The organism is Virgibacillus sp. CM-4 (genome assembly GCF_000445495.1).
GTDB classification, from domain to species: Bacteria; Bacillota; Bacilli; order Bacillales; family Amphibacillaceae; genus Virgibacillus; species Virgibacillus salexigens.
This window is the reverse complement of sequence record NZ_AUQA01000001.1, coordinates 114,443-133,078: the sequence shown is the minus strand read 5'-3', so window position 1 is coordinate 133,078 and position 18,636 is coordinate 114,443. Positions and strand designations below refer to the sequence as shown.

Annotated in this window: 17 protein-coding genes; 14 read left to right on the top strand and 3 right to left on the bottom strand. The window is 36.2% G+C overall.

Going from position 1 to position 18,636, the window contains the following annotated elements:
* Positions 1–186: 186 nt before the first annotated feature.
* Positions 187–723 carry an HD domain-containing protein gene (locus M948_RS23205; protein ID WP_021288719.1) on the top strand — a complete coding sequence of 179 codons (537 nt, stop codon included), beginning with the start codon at positions 187–189 and terminating at the stop codon, positions 721–723.
* A gap of 39 nt (positions 724–762) precedes the next feature.
* On the opposite strand, the gene M948_RS23200 is transcribed toward M948_RS23205, so the two are convergent.
* Positions 763–1,785: a D-alanyl-D-alanine carboxypeptidase family protein gene (locus M948_RS23200; protein WP_021288718.1), complete on the bottom strand. Its 1,023-nt coding sequence runs from the start codon at positions 1,783–1,785 to the stop codon at positions 763–765.
* Positions 1,786–1,939: 154 nt separating this feature from the next.
* On the opposite strand from M948_RS23200, the gene M948_RS23195 reads away from it, so the two are divergent.
* Complete coding sequence (locus M948_RS23195; protein ID WP_021288717.1) at positions 1,940–3,145, top strand: MFS transporter; 1,206 nt, start codon at positions 1,940–1,942, stop codon at positions 3,143–3,145.
* Positions 3,146–3,152: 7 nt separating this feature from the next.
* Here the strand turns inward: M948_RS23195 and pepT are convergent, their stop codons facing one another.
* Positions 3,153–4,382: a peptidase T gene (gene pepT, locus M948_RS23190; RefSeq protein ID WP_021288716.1), complete on the bottom strand. Its 1,230-nt coding sequence runs from the start codon at positions 4,380–4,382 to the stop codon at positions 3,153–3,155.
* A gap of 224 nt (positions 4,383–4,606) precedes the next feature.
* On the opposite strand from pepT, the gene M948_RS23185 reads away from it, so the two are divergent.
* The gene (locus tag M948_RS23185; protein ID WP_021288715.1) at positions 4,607–5,455 is read left to right on the top strand and encodes a sulfurtransferase; all 849 of its coding nucleotides are present in this window, start codon (positions 4,607–4,609) and stop codon (positions 5,453–5,455) included.
* Positions 5,452–6,015 (top strand): DNA-3-methyladenine glycosylase I, encoded by a 564-nt coding sequence (locus M948_RS23180; protein ID WP_021288714.1) that lies wholly within the window; start codon positions 5,452–5,454, stop codon positions 6,013–6,015. The genes M948_RS23185 and M948_RS23180 overlap by 4 nt, the downstream gene beginning before the upstream one ends.
* 114 nt (positions 6,016–6,129) lie before the next feature.
* Here the strand turns inward: M948_RS23180 and M948_RS23175 are convergent, their stop codons facing one another.
* A complete protein-coding gene (locus M948_RS23175) occupies positions 6,130–7,896 on the bottom strand; it encodes a methyl-accepting chemotaxis protein (RefSeq protein ID WP_021288713.1) in 1,767 nt (588 codons plus the stop codon).
* Between the two features lie 161 nt (positions 7,897–8,057).
* Between M948_RS23175 and M948_RS23170 the strand changes: the two genes are divergently transcribed.
* The 10 genes from M948_RS23170 (at position 8,058) to rsgA (ending at position 18,574) form a co-directional block, all read left to right on the top strand.
* Positions 8,058–8,570, top strand: a complete 513-nt coding sequence (locus M948_RS23170; RefSeq protein ID WP_021288712.1) for a hypothetical protein — start codon at positions 8,058–8,060, stop codon at positions 8,568–8,570.
* A gap of 140 nt (positions 8,571–8,710) precedes the next feature.
* Complete coding sequence (locus M948_RS23165; protein ID WP_021288711.1) at positions 8,711–10,126, top strand: LysM peptidoglycan-binding domain-containing protein; 1,416 nt, start codon at positions 8,711–8,713, stop codon at positions 10,124–10,126.
* Between the two features lie 69 nt (positions 10,127–10,195).
* Positions 10,196–10,309: an RAxF-45 family protein gene (locus M948_RS43910; protein WP_021288710.1), complete on the top strand. Its 114-nt coding sequence runs from the start codon at positions 10,196–10,198 to the stop codon at positions 10,307–10,309.
* 184 nt (positions 10,310–10,493) lie between these two features.
* A complete protein-coding gene (gene abc-f / locus M948_RS23160) occupies positions 10,494–12,122 on the top strand; it encodes a ribosomal protection-like ABC-F family protein (RefSeq protein ID WP_021288709.1) in 1,629 nt (542 codons plus the stop codon).
* A gap of 74 nt (positions 12,123–12,196) precedes the next feature.
* On the top strand, positions 12,197–13,021 hold the full coding sequence (locus tag M948_RS23155; protein ID WP_021288708.1) for an aldo/keto reductase: 825 nt from the start codon (positions 12,197–12,199) through the stop codon (positions 13,019–13,021).
* A 242-nt stretch (positions 13,022–13,263) separates the two neighbouring features.
* Positions 13,264–14,220: an ABC transporter permease gene (locus tag M948_RS23150; RefSeq protein ID WP_021288707.1), complete on the top strand. Its 957-nt coding sequence runs from the start codon at positions 13,264–13,266 to the stop codon at positions 14,218–14,220.
* The gene (locus M948_RS23145) at positions 14,207–15,163 is read left to right on the top strand and encodes an iron chelate uptake ABC transporter family permease subunit (protein ID WP_021288706.1); all 957 of its coding nucleotides are present in this window, start codon (positions 14,207–14,209) and stop codon (positions 15,161–15,163) included. Before M948_RS23150 ends, M948_RS23145 begins: the two co-directional genes overlap by 14 nt.
* Positions 15,160–15,936 (top strand): iron ABC transporter ATP-binding protein, encoded by a 777-nt coding sequence (locus tag M948_RS23140; RefSeq protein ID WP_021288705.1) that lies wholly within the window; start codon positions 15,160–15,162, stop codon positions 15,934–15,936. Before M948_RS23145 ends, M948_RS23140 begins: the two co-directional genes overlap by 4 nt.
* Positions 15,937–16,150: 214 nt before the next feature.
* Entirely contained in the window at positions 16,151–17,185 is a 1,035-nt protein-coding gene (locus M948_RS23135; protein ID WP_021288704.1) for a siderophore ABC transporter substrate-binding protein, read from the top strand.
* A gap of 324 nt (positions 17,186–17,509) precedes the next feature.
* Positions 17,510–18,574 (top strand): ribosome small subunit-dependent GTPase A, encoded by a 1,065-nt coding sequence (gene rsgA / locus M948_RS23130; protein WP_021288703.1) that lies wholly within the window; start codon positions 17,510–17,512, stop codon positions 18,572–18,574.
* The last annotated feature ends 62 nt before the right edge of the window (positions 18,575–18,636 follow it).

The following is an 18,636-nucleotide window of genomic DNA, read 5'->3' as shown; positions in this document are numbered from 1 at the left end:
GTAAACGATTACAAAAATCAATCATATTCGTTCATTTTTGTTCAAAATCATTCATTGGATGTTAATGTGGATGAAGGAAAAGTTTAAAATATGTAAAGTTAGGGAAATAAGTATTGCAAAGTATAGCTGATTTATGCTATATTTTTAAAAATTTATATTTCATTAAAAAAGAAAGGAGTAGTTTAAATGCGAAATGTTACTCTTGAAGACGTATTTGTTCACCCAATCACACAAAGACATTTAAAGCGTTCAGGCATTGCTCATGCTATTGCAGTAGCTGAATATGCATTTATGTTATCCAAAAAATATGGCGTGAATCCAGATCATGCTGCAAAAGCTGGATTATTGCATGATGTAGGACACTATAATTGGTATCGAGAAGGTAAATGGGATTATGAATTATATAAAGAAAATGATATTCATGCGATTAAAGGTGCAAGTAGAGCGCATAAATTATTAATACGAATTGGTGAAGAACGTCACGTAGCAAAAGAGATTGCGGTTGCTATTCTGCTTCATACTGATTCGTATTTGCCTAAAGGTGAATTACAATTAAAACCATTGCAGCAAGTGGTGAACCTTGCAGATGAAGCGGATGAGGAAATCGGTGGGAATCACCATTATAAGGTAATTGAAGATCATGTAGCATTAGAGCGAATTCGTGTCTTGGATAAGCAAATTGATCATTGGATAAATAAAAACCAGACAAAGGAAATTGTCTGATTTTTACTCATTCTCCATGTTATTTCTTCTCATTCTTCTCTAATTTTCTTCTTGCTTTAAATACTCTTCCAGTGTTACATCCTGTTCCGTAATTTCTTTTGCGGCCTTCTTCCCTACATAACGAATATGCCAGGGCTCATATTGGTATTCTGTAATATCCTCTTTCCCTTTAGGAAATCGAATAATAAAGCCATAATCAACTGCATGCTGTGCTAACCATTTACCTTCATCTGTATTTGCGAATTCCGTTGTTAACTGAAAATCAATATCAGGGCTGGTAACATCCATTGTGAGCCCGGTTTGATGCTCGCTTTCCCCTGGACGTGCGCTAAATTTATTAGCTGCTTCCTCACCATCTGCCTCCACATTTGATGCGAAAATTGTTTCTTGTCTTTCATAGGAACGATAGCCAGACTGAGCAAATAAATCAAGTCCTGCTTCGTCAGCTGCAACAAATAGCTCTTCTAAAGAACTAGCAGCGATTTTTCTCATTTGTTTTTTTGGTAAATCTTCAGTGAACGGAAAACGAACGTCAGGAATTACTAAATCTTCTGGTATATAATCTTCAGGAAGTGCATGTTGTTTGTTTACTAGAGCCAATTGTTCATAAGGATTTGCAATGACTTCTGTACCATGATTAGTTGTAGCAGTTTCTGTTTTCGCAGGTAGTCCATTTCCTGGTTCGAATGTTTCTGTATTCTCATGGAGAAGCGTGTCTATTGTTTGAGCTGTATCTTCTGTGTAGATTCCAGTAACCAGTAAAGCATCATGTTGAAGTTGAATATCTGTAATTGCCCATACAGTAGAAGCATCAAATTCTCCGTTTATTGTGATTTCATAACCTAATTTATTTAGAACTGTTTGTAGAGATTGAACAGCATCACCATTGTCTAATTTTTGTAATTGCTCTTTTGGAAGTTCCATTGTATCGTTTTCTGCATTTGAAGTATTCTTTTCTTGGTCTGGTTGTGTAGTTGTTTCAAGGCTTTCTTTATCGGTGCATGCGGCAGCGATAAGCAAAATTATAAACACTACGAATACAACAATTCGCTTATGTTTCATGACGTTCCTCTCCTGTGCGAAATAATTTTAAAGGTCTTAATAAAACCATCTTTTATTCTCTCATAGTTTTCGCTCAGGTGGCAATCCATTTTTATAGGCACATCATCTTTTAGCGTCTCATATGGATAATAGAAGAGTGAAGAGGGTGACATAAGTGTTTCAAAATAGCTCAAAAAGATATTATCTATATACGTTTATTCTTTTTTGGTGTGCGCTAGTCGTTGTTTCAAGTGTATATGTTGTAACGCCATTAACAGATACCTTTTCCAGTTATTTTCAAGTAAGTGAACAAGAAACGACTTGGATAGGAAGTGTGTTTTCTGGATGCTATGCAATTGGATTCCTTTTATTTGTACCGCTCGTGGAAAGCTTTGGAAAAAGGCAGCTAATTGTATTTGGGCTCGTTATGCTTACATGGTTAACTTTTTTGCTTGCTTTCGCTGAAGCTTTTTGGTTTATGTTGATGTTTCGTGCCTTGCAGGGCTTTTTTGCTGCAACATTTGCTCCTACTGCACTCGCATATGTATTTGACCTGTTTCCAAAAGACAAAAGGATGGTGGCAATTAGTTACATTAGTTTTGGATATGTTCTAGCAGGGATCTTTGGTCAAGCAGTCGCAGACATAATTAATCAAACGTTTGAATGGCAACTTGTATTTTACGTGTTTTCGGTAATCTATTTGATTAGTATATTTCTTGTTTATTGTTTTCTTCCATCTACAACACAAACAGTCAGACAACTTAAAGTAAAAAGTTATATTTTGCAAATAAAGCAATTAATAATAAGAAGAGAATTACAAGTATGTTATTTCATTGCGTTTACTCTCTTGTTTACGTTTCTCGGTATGTATAGCCTTATGGGGGACTATTTACAGGGAAATCCGTATTATCTTCTTGATCGGGAGGTTTTTAATGTAAGAGTATTAGGTATCACTGGAATGCTGTTGTCTCCATTTGCAGGGTTCTTTGTCAAACGATGGGGAGAATTAATTGTACTGCGTTTTAGTCTCAGTATAGCGCTCATAGGGTTATTTTTTATGGTAATTAGTAATAACCTCTGGTTTACAATTAGTGCGAGTGTTGGATATGTAGCAGGGATTTCGCTTACTTTCCCTGTACTAATGAAAATCATTGGCGATTTAGGCGGGGAAGCTAGGTCTGTTGCATCTGCACTTTATGCATTTATATTATTTGTGGGTGCTTCTCTAGGGCCGATGACTTCTTTATATTTTAAGGGGATAGCTGGTTATCATGGTGCGCTTTTAAGTTTAGCAAGTTGTTTATTTATTTCATGTTGGGTTGCTTTTCTCTCTAAGTTATTAAGAGAAAAGTCAGATGCTTCGTTTAGTGAAAGCACCTGACATTAGCTTATCGCTGTTCAAATAATTTGCAAATTTCGATTATGGTGTTGGTTGCTTTAATCATATTATCTACAGAGATGTATTCATATTTACCGTGAAAGTTTTCTCCACCTGTAAAAATATTTGGTGTCGGTAATCCCATATAAGAAAGCTGAGAACCATCAGTACCACCGCGAATTGGCTCTACAATTGGTTCAATAGCGAGGTTTTTCATTGCTTGATGTGCGATATCAACAATTTCTTTTACAGGTTCGATTTTTTCTCTCATGTTATAGTATTGGTCGATTAATTCTATCGAAATAATATTTTCGCCGTATTTCTCCTGTAACTCATCGACAAACTGAATAACTGTATCTTTTCGTTTCTGGAAAATACCCTTATCAAAATCACGAATGATGTAAGTTACTTCTGCATACTCAACATCTCCTTGAACAGAGATTAGATGATAAAAACCGTCGTAGTTTGCTGTATGCTCTGGAGCTTCTAATTCTGGAAATTTACTAATAAATTCTGTGGCCATTTTACCAGCGTTTATCATTTTATTTTTGGCGGTCCCTGGATGTACGCTATTTCCCTTGAAGATAACCTTTGCCGCAGCTGCATTAAAGCTTTCATATTGCAATTCACCTAATGGCCCCCCATCAACCGTATAAGCGTATGATGCCTCAAATCGATCTACATCAAATTTATGTGGACCTCTACCAATCTCTTCATCTGGAGTAAATCCTACACGAATGCGTCCGTGTTTAATTTCTGGATGGTTTACGAGGTAATCCATGGCAGTCATAATTTCTGAAATACCAGCTTTATTATCTGCACCTAACAATGTCGTGCCATCTGTTGTAATCAAAGTATGACCTTCGTATTTGGTTAGCTCTGGAAAATCTTCATTCGATAAAATGATATTTGAATCTTCGTTTAGAACAATATCACTTCCATCAAAATTCTCAATCACTTGGGGTTTTACGTTTTCGCCAGTAAAATCGGTGGCGGTATCCATATGAGCTAAAAAACCAATTGTTGGTATGTCTTTATCGGTATTTGCAGGTAGTGTGGCCATTACATAACCGAAATCATCCACGGTTACATCAATTAGGCCAATCTCTTGAAGTTCGTTACCTAATTGATTAGCTAATTCTAGTTGTCCCGGTGTAGATGGAGTTTGATCATTATTTTCATTTGATTGTGTATTCATTTTTGCATAGGTAATAAATCGTTTCATTAAGTCTTCTTTCATTTTGAATTCATCTCCTATTTAAATAATTCTAATTTTATTATAGCTTATTCTTACGTGCGATCTAAATAGAAATTTCCATTAGGGGTATGGAACGCTTGATAGATCGATAGTCATGAAATTGTTGAATAGGGTAGGAATGCATGAATACTTCGTTTAAAATAAAAGGTAATAAAATATTGTCTGTTACTTTTATCCGAAATAAATTCCAGTTTGGAGGTCTGAATATGACGTACTTAATTAGTGTAAATCGGTTAAAGAATCGCTTAAATAATAGTCTAAATAATACGGTAATTATTGATGCTCGTTTTGAACTAACGAAACCAGATGCAGGAAGGAAAGCATACTTGAAGGACCATATTCCTGGAGCTGTTTATATGGACTTGGAAAAGGATTTATCTGGTAAAAAGGAAAAACATGGTGGGAATCATCCTTTGCCAGATCTTGATATGTTGGTTAATAAACTCAGTAATATTGGAATTGATCATCAAACGACAGTCGTTGTATATGATCAACGCAATGAAATGTATGCGGCAAGAGCATGGTGGCTTCTGCATTATTTAGGACATGATAAAGTGTATATTCTTGAAGGGGGCTATCAGCGTTGGAAGGAAGAAGGCAATCCAACGACAGATGCTATTCCAGAGTTATATGCAAAGGAATTTGAAGCGAAGCTGAGACAGAATCAAACCGTTGAGATGAAAGAGGTAAAAGATAAGCTAGCGAAGCAAACGGCGGTTGTCATTGATTCAAGGTCGAAGGAAAGGTATTTAGGCGATGTAGAGCCATTATATGCTCGAGCAGGTCATATCCCGGGAGCAACCAATTATTTTTGGAAAGACGTATTATCGAAAGTCGATGGTAAGTGGAAGGATAAACATGAATTAGAGCAGCAGTTTGCTGGATTATCCAAAGATGATGAAATTATTGTATCTTGTGGTTCTGGTATCTCGGCGTGCCCAAACATTCTCGCTTTAAAATCACTCGGATTTACAAATGTAAAATTATACCCCGGAAGCTTTAGCGATTGGATTTCATATGATGAAAATGAAGTAGCTATAGGAGAGGATTCATGAAGCAGAGATGCCATTGGGTAACTAATGACCCTATATATATCGAATATCATGATAATGAATGGGGAAGAGCAGTATACGATGATCAGAAATTATTTGAAATGTTATCTTTAGAAGGAGCCCAAGCAGGATTAAGTTGGATTACAGTCCTTAAACGAAGAGAGAATTATAGAAAGGCTTTTGAACAATTTGACCCAGCTGCTGTCAGTGGGTTTTCGGAATCAAAAATAAATGAATTAGCGGCAAACGAAGGAATTATTCGACATAGAGGAAAAATTGCATCGGTTGTCACAAACGCACAAGCATTTTTGCAGATTCAACAAGAATTCGGTAGCTTTTCAAGGTATATCTGGAATTTTGTGGATGGGAAGCCAATTGTAAATAATTGGCAGTCCCATGAAGAGGTTCCTGCTTATGCAAAAGAATCTGAAAATATGAGTAAAGATTTAAAACGTCGTGGATTCCGATTTGTTGGGCCGACGATTTGTTATGCTTTTATGCAAGCTACTGGCATGGTAAATGATCATATTCAAGGGTGTTTCTTGTATAATGGCGACATTTAACTGTGTTATCAAGGAATTTATTCTAGTTTCTCATTACATAACCCGTAAGCTTTTCCCAGTTCCGCTCTGGAAGTATTGGCTTACGGGTAAGGTAACTTCATGCTCCTATATTCCTTATAGTTTAAATACATTTACTTCTTTATTTAGTTGTTCGGCAAGCACCGATAATTCATTTGCATTACCCGAAACTTCTTCCATGGAACTGGAGGATTGTTGGGCAGAAGCGGCAGCTTGTTCAACAGCTGCGGCAGACTCCTCAGATACAGAAGCAATTTCTTCAATTAAATTGTTCATATCCATACTGCTCGCTGCTATATCGTTGAGATTCTGGGAAATATCATTTATTCTGCTAGTCATTTCTAATACAGCGGTGTTAATTGAGTTAAAGTTGTCGCCAGTTGCTTCAATTTGATTCGTACCTTCCTTCACTTCGTGATACCCATTATTCAATGATTGAACCACTTGATTGGTTTCGTCCTGAATAGTTGTCACAATCGAGGTAATCTCTCCTACAGAAGAAGCGACCTGCTCAGAGAGCCGACGAACTTCATCTGCAACCACAGCAAAACCTTTACCGTGTTCTCCTGCCCTTGCTGCTTCTATAGCTGCATTTAACGATAATAAATTTGTTTGGTCAGCAATATCTTTAATCACTAATACAAGCTTAGAAATTTCAGTTGATTGATGTTCTAATCCTTGTACCTTGTTTACGGCTTCAGCAACAATTGTATCAATTTGCTTCATTTGTGTGACAGATTGCTGCATCAGTTTTTTACCCTGATTCGTTAATTGTTGTACTCCTTCAGAGCTGGTTAATATGTCTTTGCCTTTTTCTTCAGAAGAACGAACTTTATCTACAAAGCTTAGCATCGTTTCAGATAGGTTACTTGCACTATTCGCTTGGGATTCTGAACCTGTTGATAATTCTTCCATCGTTGTTGCAATTTGGTTACTGCCTTCTTTCACCTCAGTAGCTGATTGTGTGAGTTCTTTACTTCGAGAAGAGACAGAGGAGGAAGCGTTTTGTACTTTCATCAGTATTGCTTTAATATTTTCTTTCATTAGATTAACAGAAGTAGCTAATTGACCGATTTCATCCTTTCCATGATCCTTTATTGAATCGGATTGTAAATCTCCATTTGCCACTCTTGAGGTTAAATGGACGACTTGTTTTAACCTTGAAGTGATGCCGCGGCTGACAATTATCATTAATGGGATTCCGATAATTAATACGAGTAGATTGGCACTTACTAAAACATAAATACTCGTATTTGAACTGTTTTTCGCTTGGGTTAGTGCATTCGATTGATCCTCTTTCATTAATTCCATAAGTTCATTTACTAAAAGTATCGTATCGTTTCTCATCCTAGACGAATAATCTCGTAATGTATTAGCCATGATGTCATTATCACCTTCTAAGGAAGAGACCATTCGATCGAGAAAAGCAGTGTCGATGGATTCATTTTTTTCTTTGATCTCTTGAAACAAGCTTCTTTGCTCTTTTGTAACCAATGTGGATTCGAGTTTGCTTGCTAATTCATTAAAATCATTTTGATATTCTTTAAAAGAATCAATATACTGCGCATTTTGTGTCAGAAGGTAGTCTGCAGATTGTACATCTTTTGCCTGGATAAGAATTGCTAATTGGGATACGTCGTTTAATTGGTTACTATAGTCATCTACTGCTTGTATATCCTTCTGACCATGATTTAATTGTAAGTATACAATAATGGCAGAGGTGACAAATAAAGCGATCGTAAGGAAAAAAACGATCATGTATTTCTTGCTGAGCTTTAGGTTTCTCCATTTTAAGAATAGAAGTTTCGGGTGTTTCCTGTTTCCTTTCTTATGTTTTACTTTTTCCAACTTTTTCTTTTTCATTGTTATCCCCCAATTAATAAGACAGCTTTTCTTCATTATCGACATAATTGGTGTAGGTATGAAGTACTATTTCAAATTTTTTAACATTTGCATCATTTAAGCATATCCTGTACAATGCACCATTGTGTGTCTTATTTTAGATAAATTGCAGGTGATTAAAATTGAGTTATACTGCATTCGTTGATATAGATAGGAATAAGGAAGAATTAAAAGAAGAACTGGATTCTATAGAGTTTCAATTATTTCGAATGCAAGAAAATGTAAAAGAAATAGCTAAAAAATCTGAGATTATCAGTATCGATCGAACAAAGGAAGAGAACTGGGCTGTTATCTATGTTGATAAAAAATCCACCACTTTCCAAATTATGCTACATGAGTGCACAAAGCCATTTCGTGGAAATTGGGACTCTGCGATCGAAGTAGAATATAAAAATGAAAGAACCATTCACATCTGTGATATAAAGGGAGAAGAGAATAAAGGATTTGGTTCTGTCCTAATCAATCAGTTAAAAGAAATAGCCCGTGAAGAAAATAAGCAATTTATCACAGGTGATATTGTCCAACGCGATTTTGATCATGTTCATCGACTAAAGCATTTTTATTGTAAACATTATTTCAATGTAAACATAGACCATAGCCAACAATCTGGAGAAATTATTTGGACAGATAGTTGATGTGAGAGGCTGTTCCGCGAATGGAGGGGAATGGTCTTTTTTATTCTCTAATTTAGATAACAGGACAAACACCCAATGAATAAAATATGAAGTAGCGAGATCGAAACATACCTAATTGTTTACATGGGGAGCGAATAGAAATGCAAATACATGTGATAAGTCGTAATGATACATTATGGAATATTGCTAATAATTATGGTTCTGACGTAAATCAAATTAGTTTACTTAATCAAATAAATAATCCAAATACATTGGTAGTCGGGCAAGCTTTAGTTGTTCCAAATGCCCAACTGGAGTACGTAGTTCAATCTGGGGACAATTTATGGGCGATTGCTCAAAGGTATCAGATATCGGTTAGTGAGCTCGCCTCGTTTAATAATATTACAGATCCATCCTTGCTTTTTGTTGGTCAAATGCTGCAGATCCCTTTTTTAACATATGTTATTCAACCAGGGGATTCCTTATGGGCAATTGCTAATCGTTTTGGGGTGAGTGTGGATGACATTGTCAGGGAGAATGAAATCGTTGATCCTTCCCTTATTTATTCTGGACAGCGCATCAGGATTTCACAACCAGCAAGGCCAACTACAGAGATAAATGCATATTCCACAAATACTAATCAGCAAGGAGCTCAAGAAGTAATGGCCTATGGAAGGCTTCTAACGTATCTATCCCCATTTTCGTATCATATTCAGTCTGATGGAGGAATAAATGAATTAGATGATAGGCCAATTCTTCAAGCAGCTGAAGCAACCAATACGTTTCCTTTACTTGTGTTGACTAATTTTGTAGAGGGAGAATTTAATTCAGATGTAGCTGCTAGTCTTCTACGTAATCCGGAATTGCAAGAAACAATGATTACAAATTTACTAGAAATTATGCAAGAAAAAGGCTACCAAGGGGTTAACTTTGATTTTGAATATGTCTATCCAGAAGATAGAGAAAATTATAATGCGTTTCTAAGACGTGTCGTTGCTCGGCTACATCCAGAAGACTATATTGTTACAACTGCTTTAGCTCCTAAAATTAGTGATGATCAAGAAGGTTTATTATACGAAGCCCATGATTATCAAGCACAAGGTAAGATCGTGGATTTCATTGTATTAATGACCTATGAATGGGGATGGGCAGGAGGCAGGCCTTTAGCCATAGCACCGATTAACAACGTTCGTGAAGTATTGGATTATGCAGTTACCGTCATGCCACGTGAGAAGATTATGATGGGTATTCCTTTATATGGTAGAGATTGGAAGATTCCATGGCAAGAGGGGACGGTTGCTCGAACTGTCAGCTCACAGGAGGCAATTCAGCTGGCTGCAACGTATGGAGCAGAGATTGAGTACAATGATACGTATCAGTCCCCCTACTTCCAATACACAGATGAAGAAGGTCAAGCACATGAAGTATGGTTTGAAGACGCAAGAAGCATACAGGCAAAATATAACACAGTAGAGGAATATAACCTAAGGGGGGCTAGCTACTGGGTAATGGGGGCACCATTTCCTCAAAATTGGCCAGTATTGCAAGATACCTTTGCTGTGCAGAAAATTGAGTGAGGGGGAAGTATTGACATTAATCTGAATTTTTCGGTACACTAAACGTAACACAAAAAGGAGGTGGGTTAGATGAATCATACTGGTAGTGTAACGAAGCTTATGGAATATCTCTATATTCGTTATGCGATTTTTTCCGGAATTGCCACTAAAGGGATACGTATGTCCTTTTTAGCTACCAATTAAATGGAAAAAATACCAGTAAGAGGCATCTACCTACAAACGGATATTGCATGGACTCAGCTTACTATTCTGATGATTGAAGAGTAGCTGCTAAACTATGCATTATAAAGACACGGATGGGAGTAGAAACGTCTTCGTGTCTTTTTGTGTATCGAAAATGCCTCTTCTGACGATGGAGGAAGGGCAAATGATTATTAGTAGTTTGCAACAGGTTACTCAAATGCTAGGAGCAAATGTAATATTTACAGATTTATCATTGGAAATCAAACAAGGAGAACGAATTGGACTTATTGGAAGAAATGGAGCAGGCAAGTCTACATTATTACATTTACTGGCCAAGAAAACAAAACCTGCAAGTGGTGAGATAACGTGGAAAAAGAATGTAACGATTGGCTTATTAGAACAAGCTCCCGACATGGAGGGAAGTGCAGTAGTTGAAACATTATTGTTTGATGTTTTCATTGAATTAAATCAATTAAAGGCTCAGATGGAAGAATTGGAAAGCAAAATGGCTAATGAGAAGAATCACAAAAAATTAAATGAACTTATGGAAACATACGGAAAACTTCAAGAACGGTTTCAAGATGGTGGTGGATATGTAGTAGCTGCTGATGTAAGACGTGTTATGAAAGGCCTGCAAATGGAGCGCTTATCCAATAAAAAATGGAACACCTTAAGTGGCGGTGAGAAAACAAAGGTTGGTTTAGCGAGACTATTATTAACAAAACCGGACCTGCTTTTATTAGATGAGCCAACCAATCATCTTGATTTTTTAGCCATCGAATGGCTAACTACATTTATAAATCAATACCAAGGTACGGTGGTTATCGTTTCTCATGACCGTTACTTTCTGGATGAAACGATTACTTCTATTGTAGAAATAGACCAAGGAGATATTTTGAAATATAATAATACAAATTATACAAATTATGTAAAAGAACGAGAGGAACGCTTACTTCAAGAATTTCAAGCGTATCAGGATCAACAAAAGAAGATAAAGAAGATGAAGGATACGATAAAACGCTTAAAAGAGTGGGCAAATCGAGCAAATCCCCCAAATGATGGTTTACATCGACGAGCAAAAAGTATGGAAAAAGCTTTAGAGAGAATGACAATTTATAAACGTCCGATCTTAGAAAACAAGCGAATAAAAGTTGACTTTCAAATGGAAAAACGAAGTGGGACAGATGTAGTGAAGTTAGAGAATGTATCAAAAAAGTATGATGATAAGCGGGTGCTTCACCGTGTGAATATGCACATTCGCTATCAGGATCGTATTGCTATTGTTGGTAAAAATGGAACGGGGAAGTCTACATTATTAAATCTAATTTTAGGTTTCATTAATAGCGATGAAGGAAAAGTTGACTTAGGCAGTAATTTGTCCGTTGGTTTTCTCTCGCAACATATGATAGAAATGGATAACGAACGGTCTGTTTTACAAGAATTTCGAGAACATGTACATGTGGCTGAAGGAGCAGCGAGGGGAATACTCGCTCAATTCCTTTTCTATGGCCCCAGTGTTTTTCGTAAAGTAAGCCAGTTGAGCGGAGGAGAGAAAATGCGTTTACGTCTTGCAGAACTGGTATATCAAAATCATAATTTGCTTGTTTTAGATGAGCCAACGAACCATCTTGATATTGAATCGAAAGAAGTACTTGAGGAAGCATTGGAACAGTTCGATGGTACGATTATTGCTGTTTCCCATGACCGGTATTTTCTGGATCGTTTATTTCCTGTAACCTATTTGATTGACCATCATTCGTTAGTAAAGTTTGAAGGTACCTATTCAATGGTAAGAAAGAGATGGCATCTTTAAAAGCATATTAATTAATATGGGCTAAAAGCTATGATAAGATGAGATTAATTAAATCGAAGGGGTGTTTTAATAGGATGCAATTTATTACACTTAATAATGGTCTTAAAATGCCACAGTTAGGCTTTGGTGTATGGCAAGTGCCAAATGATGAAGCAGTACCTGCAGTAGAAAAAGCACTTGAAGTTGGCTATCGCTCGATTGACACGGCGAAGGTATATGATAATGAGCGAGGTGTTGGGGAAGCACTAGCTAGTAGTAATATTCCGAGAGAAGACTTGTTTATTACTACAAAAGTGTGGAATACAGATCAGGGCTATGAGAATACATTAAAGGCTTTTGATAAAAGTTTAGAAAAATTAGGGCTTGATTATGTGGATCTTTATCTTATTCATTGGCCAACTCCAGAATATGATGAATATGTGGAAACGTATAAAGCGTTAGAAAAGCTGTATAAAGATGGACGAGTGAAAGCGATTGGAGTATGTAATTTCAATGTGGAACATTTACAACGATTGTTAGATGAATGCGAAATTGTTCCTGCAGTAAATCAAATAGAATGTCACCCATACCTACAGCAAAAAGAAGTAAAAGAATTCTGTGCCAAGCATGATATTTATGTGGAGGCATGGAGCCCATTAATGCAAGGCGGAGATGTGTTAAATAATGAAGTCATTACCAACATTGCAGCCAACTATAATAAAACAGCAGCTGAAGTAGTGCTTCGCTGGCATCTGCAATATGATAATATTGTAATTCCAAAATCAGTTACTCCATCAAGGATTGAAGAGAATTTTGATGTGTTCGATTTTGAATTGAGTGCAGATGAACTAGAAAAAATTAAAGACTTGGATCGTAATGAGCGTAAAGGCCCAGAGCCTAGTGAAATGAATGTACGATAAATTTTATATCTATTATGTTAGGACCAGACGAGAGGATAGCGTCTGGTCTATTTTTTGGGTAGAATTTTCATTACCTATGATTGATTTTAACTCTTGTCTATACTAGGTTCGATTTTATTATTTATCTAGCAGCAGTATAATTCAGGTTGATTTTATACGATGTATTTTATATAATAAATTTACATTTAGAATGATAATCATTTTCAATTATAAAATGACAACAACACGTGTGAGGATAACCTATGAGACTATGGATATTAATTATAATTACTGTTATCCTGTCATTTATTTCGCTATTTATTGGTGCTATAGATATTCAACTAAGTGATTTGTTAGATTGGGAGTCCGATAAAGCGCAGACATTTCTCATTAGTAGAGTGCCTCGTTTAATAGCAATTATTTTGGCAGGAGCAGGGATGAGTATTGCAGGATTAATTATGCAGTCGTTAAGTCGGAACAAATTTGTATCACCGACTACGGCAGGTACGTTGGATGCAGCAAAACTTGGGATATTGATCTCCATGCTGTTCTTTACAAATGTTACATATACCCAGCAAGTGATTTTTAGTTTTGCTTTTGCATTAATCGGATCATTTTTGTTCATGCAGATTTTGGATCGTATAAAATTTAAAGATGCCATATTTGTTCCTTTAATAGGAATCATGTATGGAAATATTTTGTCCTCCATTACGACATTTTTTGCTTATGAAGCAGACTTGTTACAAAATATTTCCTCTTGGTTAATGGGAAGTTTTACATTAGTTATTGCTGGTCGATATGAACTATTATATGTCAGTGTTCCGGCAGTTATATTAGCCTATTTGTATGCGAATAAGTTTACTGTTGCTGGTATGGGTGAAGAATTCGCTAAGAATTTAGGGATGAGCTATAAAGTTGTGTTAAATATTGGGCTTCTTCTTGTTGCTGTAATTTCTACGACGGTGGTATTAACGGTTGGAGTTATTCCATTCCTGGGTCTAATCATACCAAATATCGTTTCACTTTATTTGGGTGACAATCTAAGAAAAACAATTCCACATACTGCTGTCATGGGAGTTGCTTTTTTACTGGCTTGTGACATTCTTGGAAGAGTGATTATTCATCCTTTTGAAATTCCAGTTAATATTACGGTTGCTGTAATTGGTAGTGCGATCTTCTTAATCATGTTGTTTAGGGGGAGAGCATATGCGCAAAAATAGGATCAGGTTATTTATTCTAGCTGGAATTGGATTGGTTTGTATATTACTCTACGCTTTTTATGATATAAAGGGTGGTTTTGACTACGCCTTCCCTAGACGAATGATACGTATTGCTGCAATGATTGTAACAGGTATCGCTATTTCATATGCAACAGTAGTGTTTCAGACAATTATTAGGAATCGAATATTAACGCCCTCAGTAATGGGATTAGATTCGATGTATGAAGTTGTCCAAACGTTGATTTATTTTTTTGCGGGATCTATGTCGGTATGGGTGTTGAATCAATACCTGAACTTTGGAGCTGCAATCATTGCGATGGTGGTTTTTGCTCTCCTATTATATCGATTCTTATTTCGGGCGGATAAACATCCGATTTATTTACTATTATTAATAGGAATGATTATTGGAACGTTCTTAGGAAGTTTTGTTACATTTTTACAAGTTATTATTGATCCAGTAGAATATTTGGCTTTACAATCTCGATTGTTTGCAACATTTTCAAATGTTAATTCTGATTTATTACTGGTTTCTGTAGGTATGTTATTGGTAGCATTCATTTATGGATACTCGATAATGGACAAATTAGATGTGATGTCACTTGGCAGGGAGAATTCAATTAACCTAGGTATTAATTATGATCGTATGGTAATGAATGTCCTAATTCTTTCTTCTATTCTTATAGCGACATCAACAGCTTTAGTTGGTCCAATTACATTCTTTGGGTTAATTGTAGCGAATCTATCTTATCAATATTTAGCTTCCTATAAGCATTCTGTATTAATATTAGGGGCAAGCTTGATCAGTATTATTGCTCTAGTTGGCGGACAATTTCTCGTAGAGCATGTGTTAGAGCTTCGTACAACCTTGAGTGTAATCATTAATTTTGTTGGTGGAATTTACTTTATTTACTTATTAATCAAAGAAAGTAGGTCTTCCCGATGATAGAGATAAAAGGATTAACGAAACGATTTGGTAAGAAACCAGTAGTAGAAGATGTTTCCGTTACTATTGAACCTGGAACGATAACTTCATTTATAGGTCCCAATGGCGCAGGGAAATCAACACTGCTATCAATGGTTAGCAGGTTATTAGATGCGGACACTGGGGAAGTTTTGGTAGATAAAAATAATGTGAAGAAATGGAAATCAAATGAATTTGCAAAAAGGGTTTCTATTTTAAGGCAGTCCAATTTTATTAATGTCCGATTGACAGTACGTGAATTAGTAGCTTTTGGCAGATATCCTTATTCAAAGGGAAGATTGACAGACGTAGATATCAATTACATTGAACAAGCATTGGATTATATGAATTTAGTTAATATACAAGATAAATTCTTAGATGAATTATCCGGGGGGCAAAAGCAGCGTGCATTCATTGCGATGGTCATTGCACAGGATACGGAGTATATTCTGCTTGATGAACCATTAAATAATTTAGATATGAAACATTCTGTTCAAATTATGAAGACTTTACGAAGGCTTGTAGATGACCTTGGTAAGACAGTAATTATTGTTTTACATGATATTAATTTTGCATCGGTTTATTCAGATAGAATTGTGGCATTAAAGGAAGGTAAACTCGTTAAAAACGGTAAAACGAATGAAATTATCAATTCTACAGCTTTAAGAGAAATATATGATATGGATATTCCTATACAGGAACAAAATGGTTGTAGGATTTGCGTTTATTTTAATTCACACACAGAGGCAAACTAAATAAAGCTGTATGTAGTCTAGAGTTACGGTTGGTTAAACAGTTGCTCTAGACTTTATTTCTTGTATATGACAAATCGATGAAATGTTGAAAGTTTATTAAAGAGTCTTGACGGTTGATGTGAAAGGGATTATACTATAAATACAACAGATGATAATGATTATCAATATCATTTGTTGCGAATATATTACATAATTTTGAGGGGTGTCATAAAGCGTGAATAAATTTAGAATGGCAGTTGTACTTATATTTTTATCATTCGTACTTGTTGCTTGTGGGTCAAACGAAGATAGTGCCACAGAACAATCAGGTGATTCAAATGCTGAAAGCCAAGGTGCTAATTCTGAAGATCAAAGTAAAGATTCAAAATATCCGATGACAGTTTCTCCAACTGTTTCTAACAGTGAAGGTAGGGACGGATCATCTTATACTTTCGAAGATGTAGAATTCGAATCGATGCCAGAGAATATTGTAGTTTTTGACTATGGCATGTTAGATACTTTAGATGCATTAGGTGTTGAGGGTATTGTAGGAGTAGCTAAAGGTTCTACGTTACCATCTCATTTGGAAAAATATGCATCGGATGAATATACGAACATTGGTACATTAAAAGAACCGTTACTTGAAGATATTGCTGCTTTAGAGCCGGATGTTATTTTTATCTCTGGGCGCCAGTCAGCATTTTATGACCAATTAAAAGAAATTACACCAAATGTTGTTTTTGTTGGAACACAGCAAGATGATTATTGGAATACTTTCCAAGAGTCCGTTAATATTGCAGCAACAATGTTTGATAAAGAACAAGAAGCAGATGAATATCTTGCTGAATTTGATTCCGCATTAGAAGAAGTAAATGAACTAGCTGGAAATTATGAGACTAGTTTAGTTACCATGTATAATGAAGGTAACTTATCTGGATTTGCTAGTAATTCTCGGTTCGGCTATCTTTATGATGTATATGGTTTCAACCCTGTAACAGAAGATATTGAATCTTCTTCACACGGTTCAAACTTTGGCTTTGAAGCATTACTAGAGTTTGATCCAGAAGTGTTATTTGTTATTGATCGCACAGCTGCTATTGGTGGGGATTCGAATATTAATAAGGATATGGAAAATGATATTATTAAACAAACTAAAGCTTATAAGAATGATCAAATTATTTATTTAGATGGTCCGCTTTGGTACTTAAGCGGTGGCGGATTACAATCTGAAATGGATAAAATTAATGAGATTCTAGACGAATTAAAATAATTATACCTATAAGCCTTTCACCACTAAGCCTTTCACCACTAAAACAGTTAGTGGTGAAAGGCTTTTTATTAAGATAAGAAAGTGTCGCTTCGACGAAACACACTTTGACAGCACGCATATTCTCTTGTTCATTTCTCTTTTACAAACTTTACGTATACATAAAAATGAGGTATAACTAATCTAAGAGTATAAGGTTTTTCCATTTGAAAGGAGTGATGTTTTATGAGTGAATTCGTAATAAAAAAGCAAACCACCCATATTACACGTAAAATGGAGGAACGGTCGGTATAATGGCTTTCCTCCAGAAAATAGGAGGAAACAATCGTGAGTAATTTAGAAAAGTTAGGCTGGGATGAACATTTTTTCCCTGCAATAGATACGGATAAGCTGGCACGCGTTGCAGCGGTTCAACGTAATCAGTATCGAATTACCGATGGGGAGAATGACTATATTGCCCATGTAAGCGGAAGATTTTTAAATGGTACTACCTCCATATTAGAATTTCCAACCATTGGTGACTGGGTTCGCGTAGATAAATTGATGGAGGAAGGAAAAGCAGTTATTCATCAAGTGGTGCCGAGAAAGAGTCAATTTATCCGGCAAGCGGCAGGAGAGAAAACAGAGGGTCAGCTCGTGGCGGCAAATGTAGACACGATCCTTATTGTTAATTCATTAAATGAGGATTTAAATATACGGCGGATGGAGCGTTATGTCCTTGCTGCCTATGAAAGTGGAGCTACACCTATTATTGTTCTAACAAAGAAGGATGAATGTACAGAAGCGGTACTAGCAGATACGATTAGTGAAATCGAAGAGATAGCGATTGGAGTGCCAATTGTTGCTTTAAGTAGTTTGACTGGTGAAGGGTTGAACGATCTTTTGGAGTATGTAGTTCCGAAGAGAACAGCAGCATTACTGGGGTCTTCTGGTGTAGGAAAGTCAACACTAGTTAATATATTGTTGGGCGAAGAAGTACAGACGACGAAAGCTATTCGTAGTCAGGATAGCAAAGGACGTCATACGACAACCCATCGAGAGTTGTTTCAATTGCAAAGTGGCGCATTGCTTATTGATACACCTGGAATGCGTGAACTACAGCTATGGGAAGGCGATCATTCTTTTAACACTACATTTCAAGATGTAGAAAGTTTTGTTGAAGCATGCTATTTCACAGATTGTCGGCATGATACAGAACCAGGTTGTCGGGTGAAAGCTGCAATAGCTTCAGGTGAACTATCGGAACAACGCTTTCAGAGTTACCTCAAATTGCAGCGTGAACTGGCATATGAAAAAAGAAAACAAGACCAAAAAGCACAATTAGAAGAAAAAAACAAGTGGAAACAGATATCGAAGACCATGAAAAAACGATATAAATATCACAAACGGTAGAAAGAATCACGGATTTAAACCATTTATTGAATGGGGGGGACATATAGACCCCCCTCAAACTT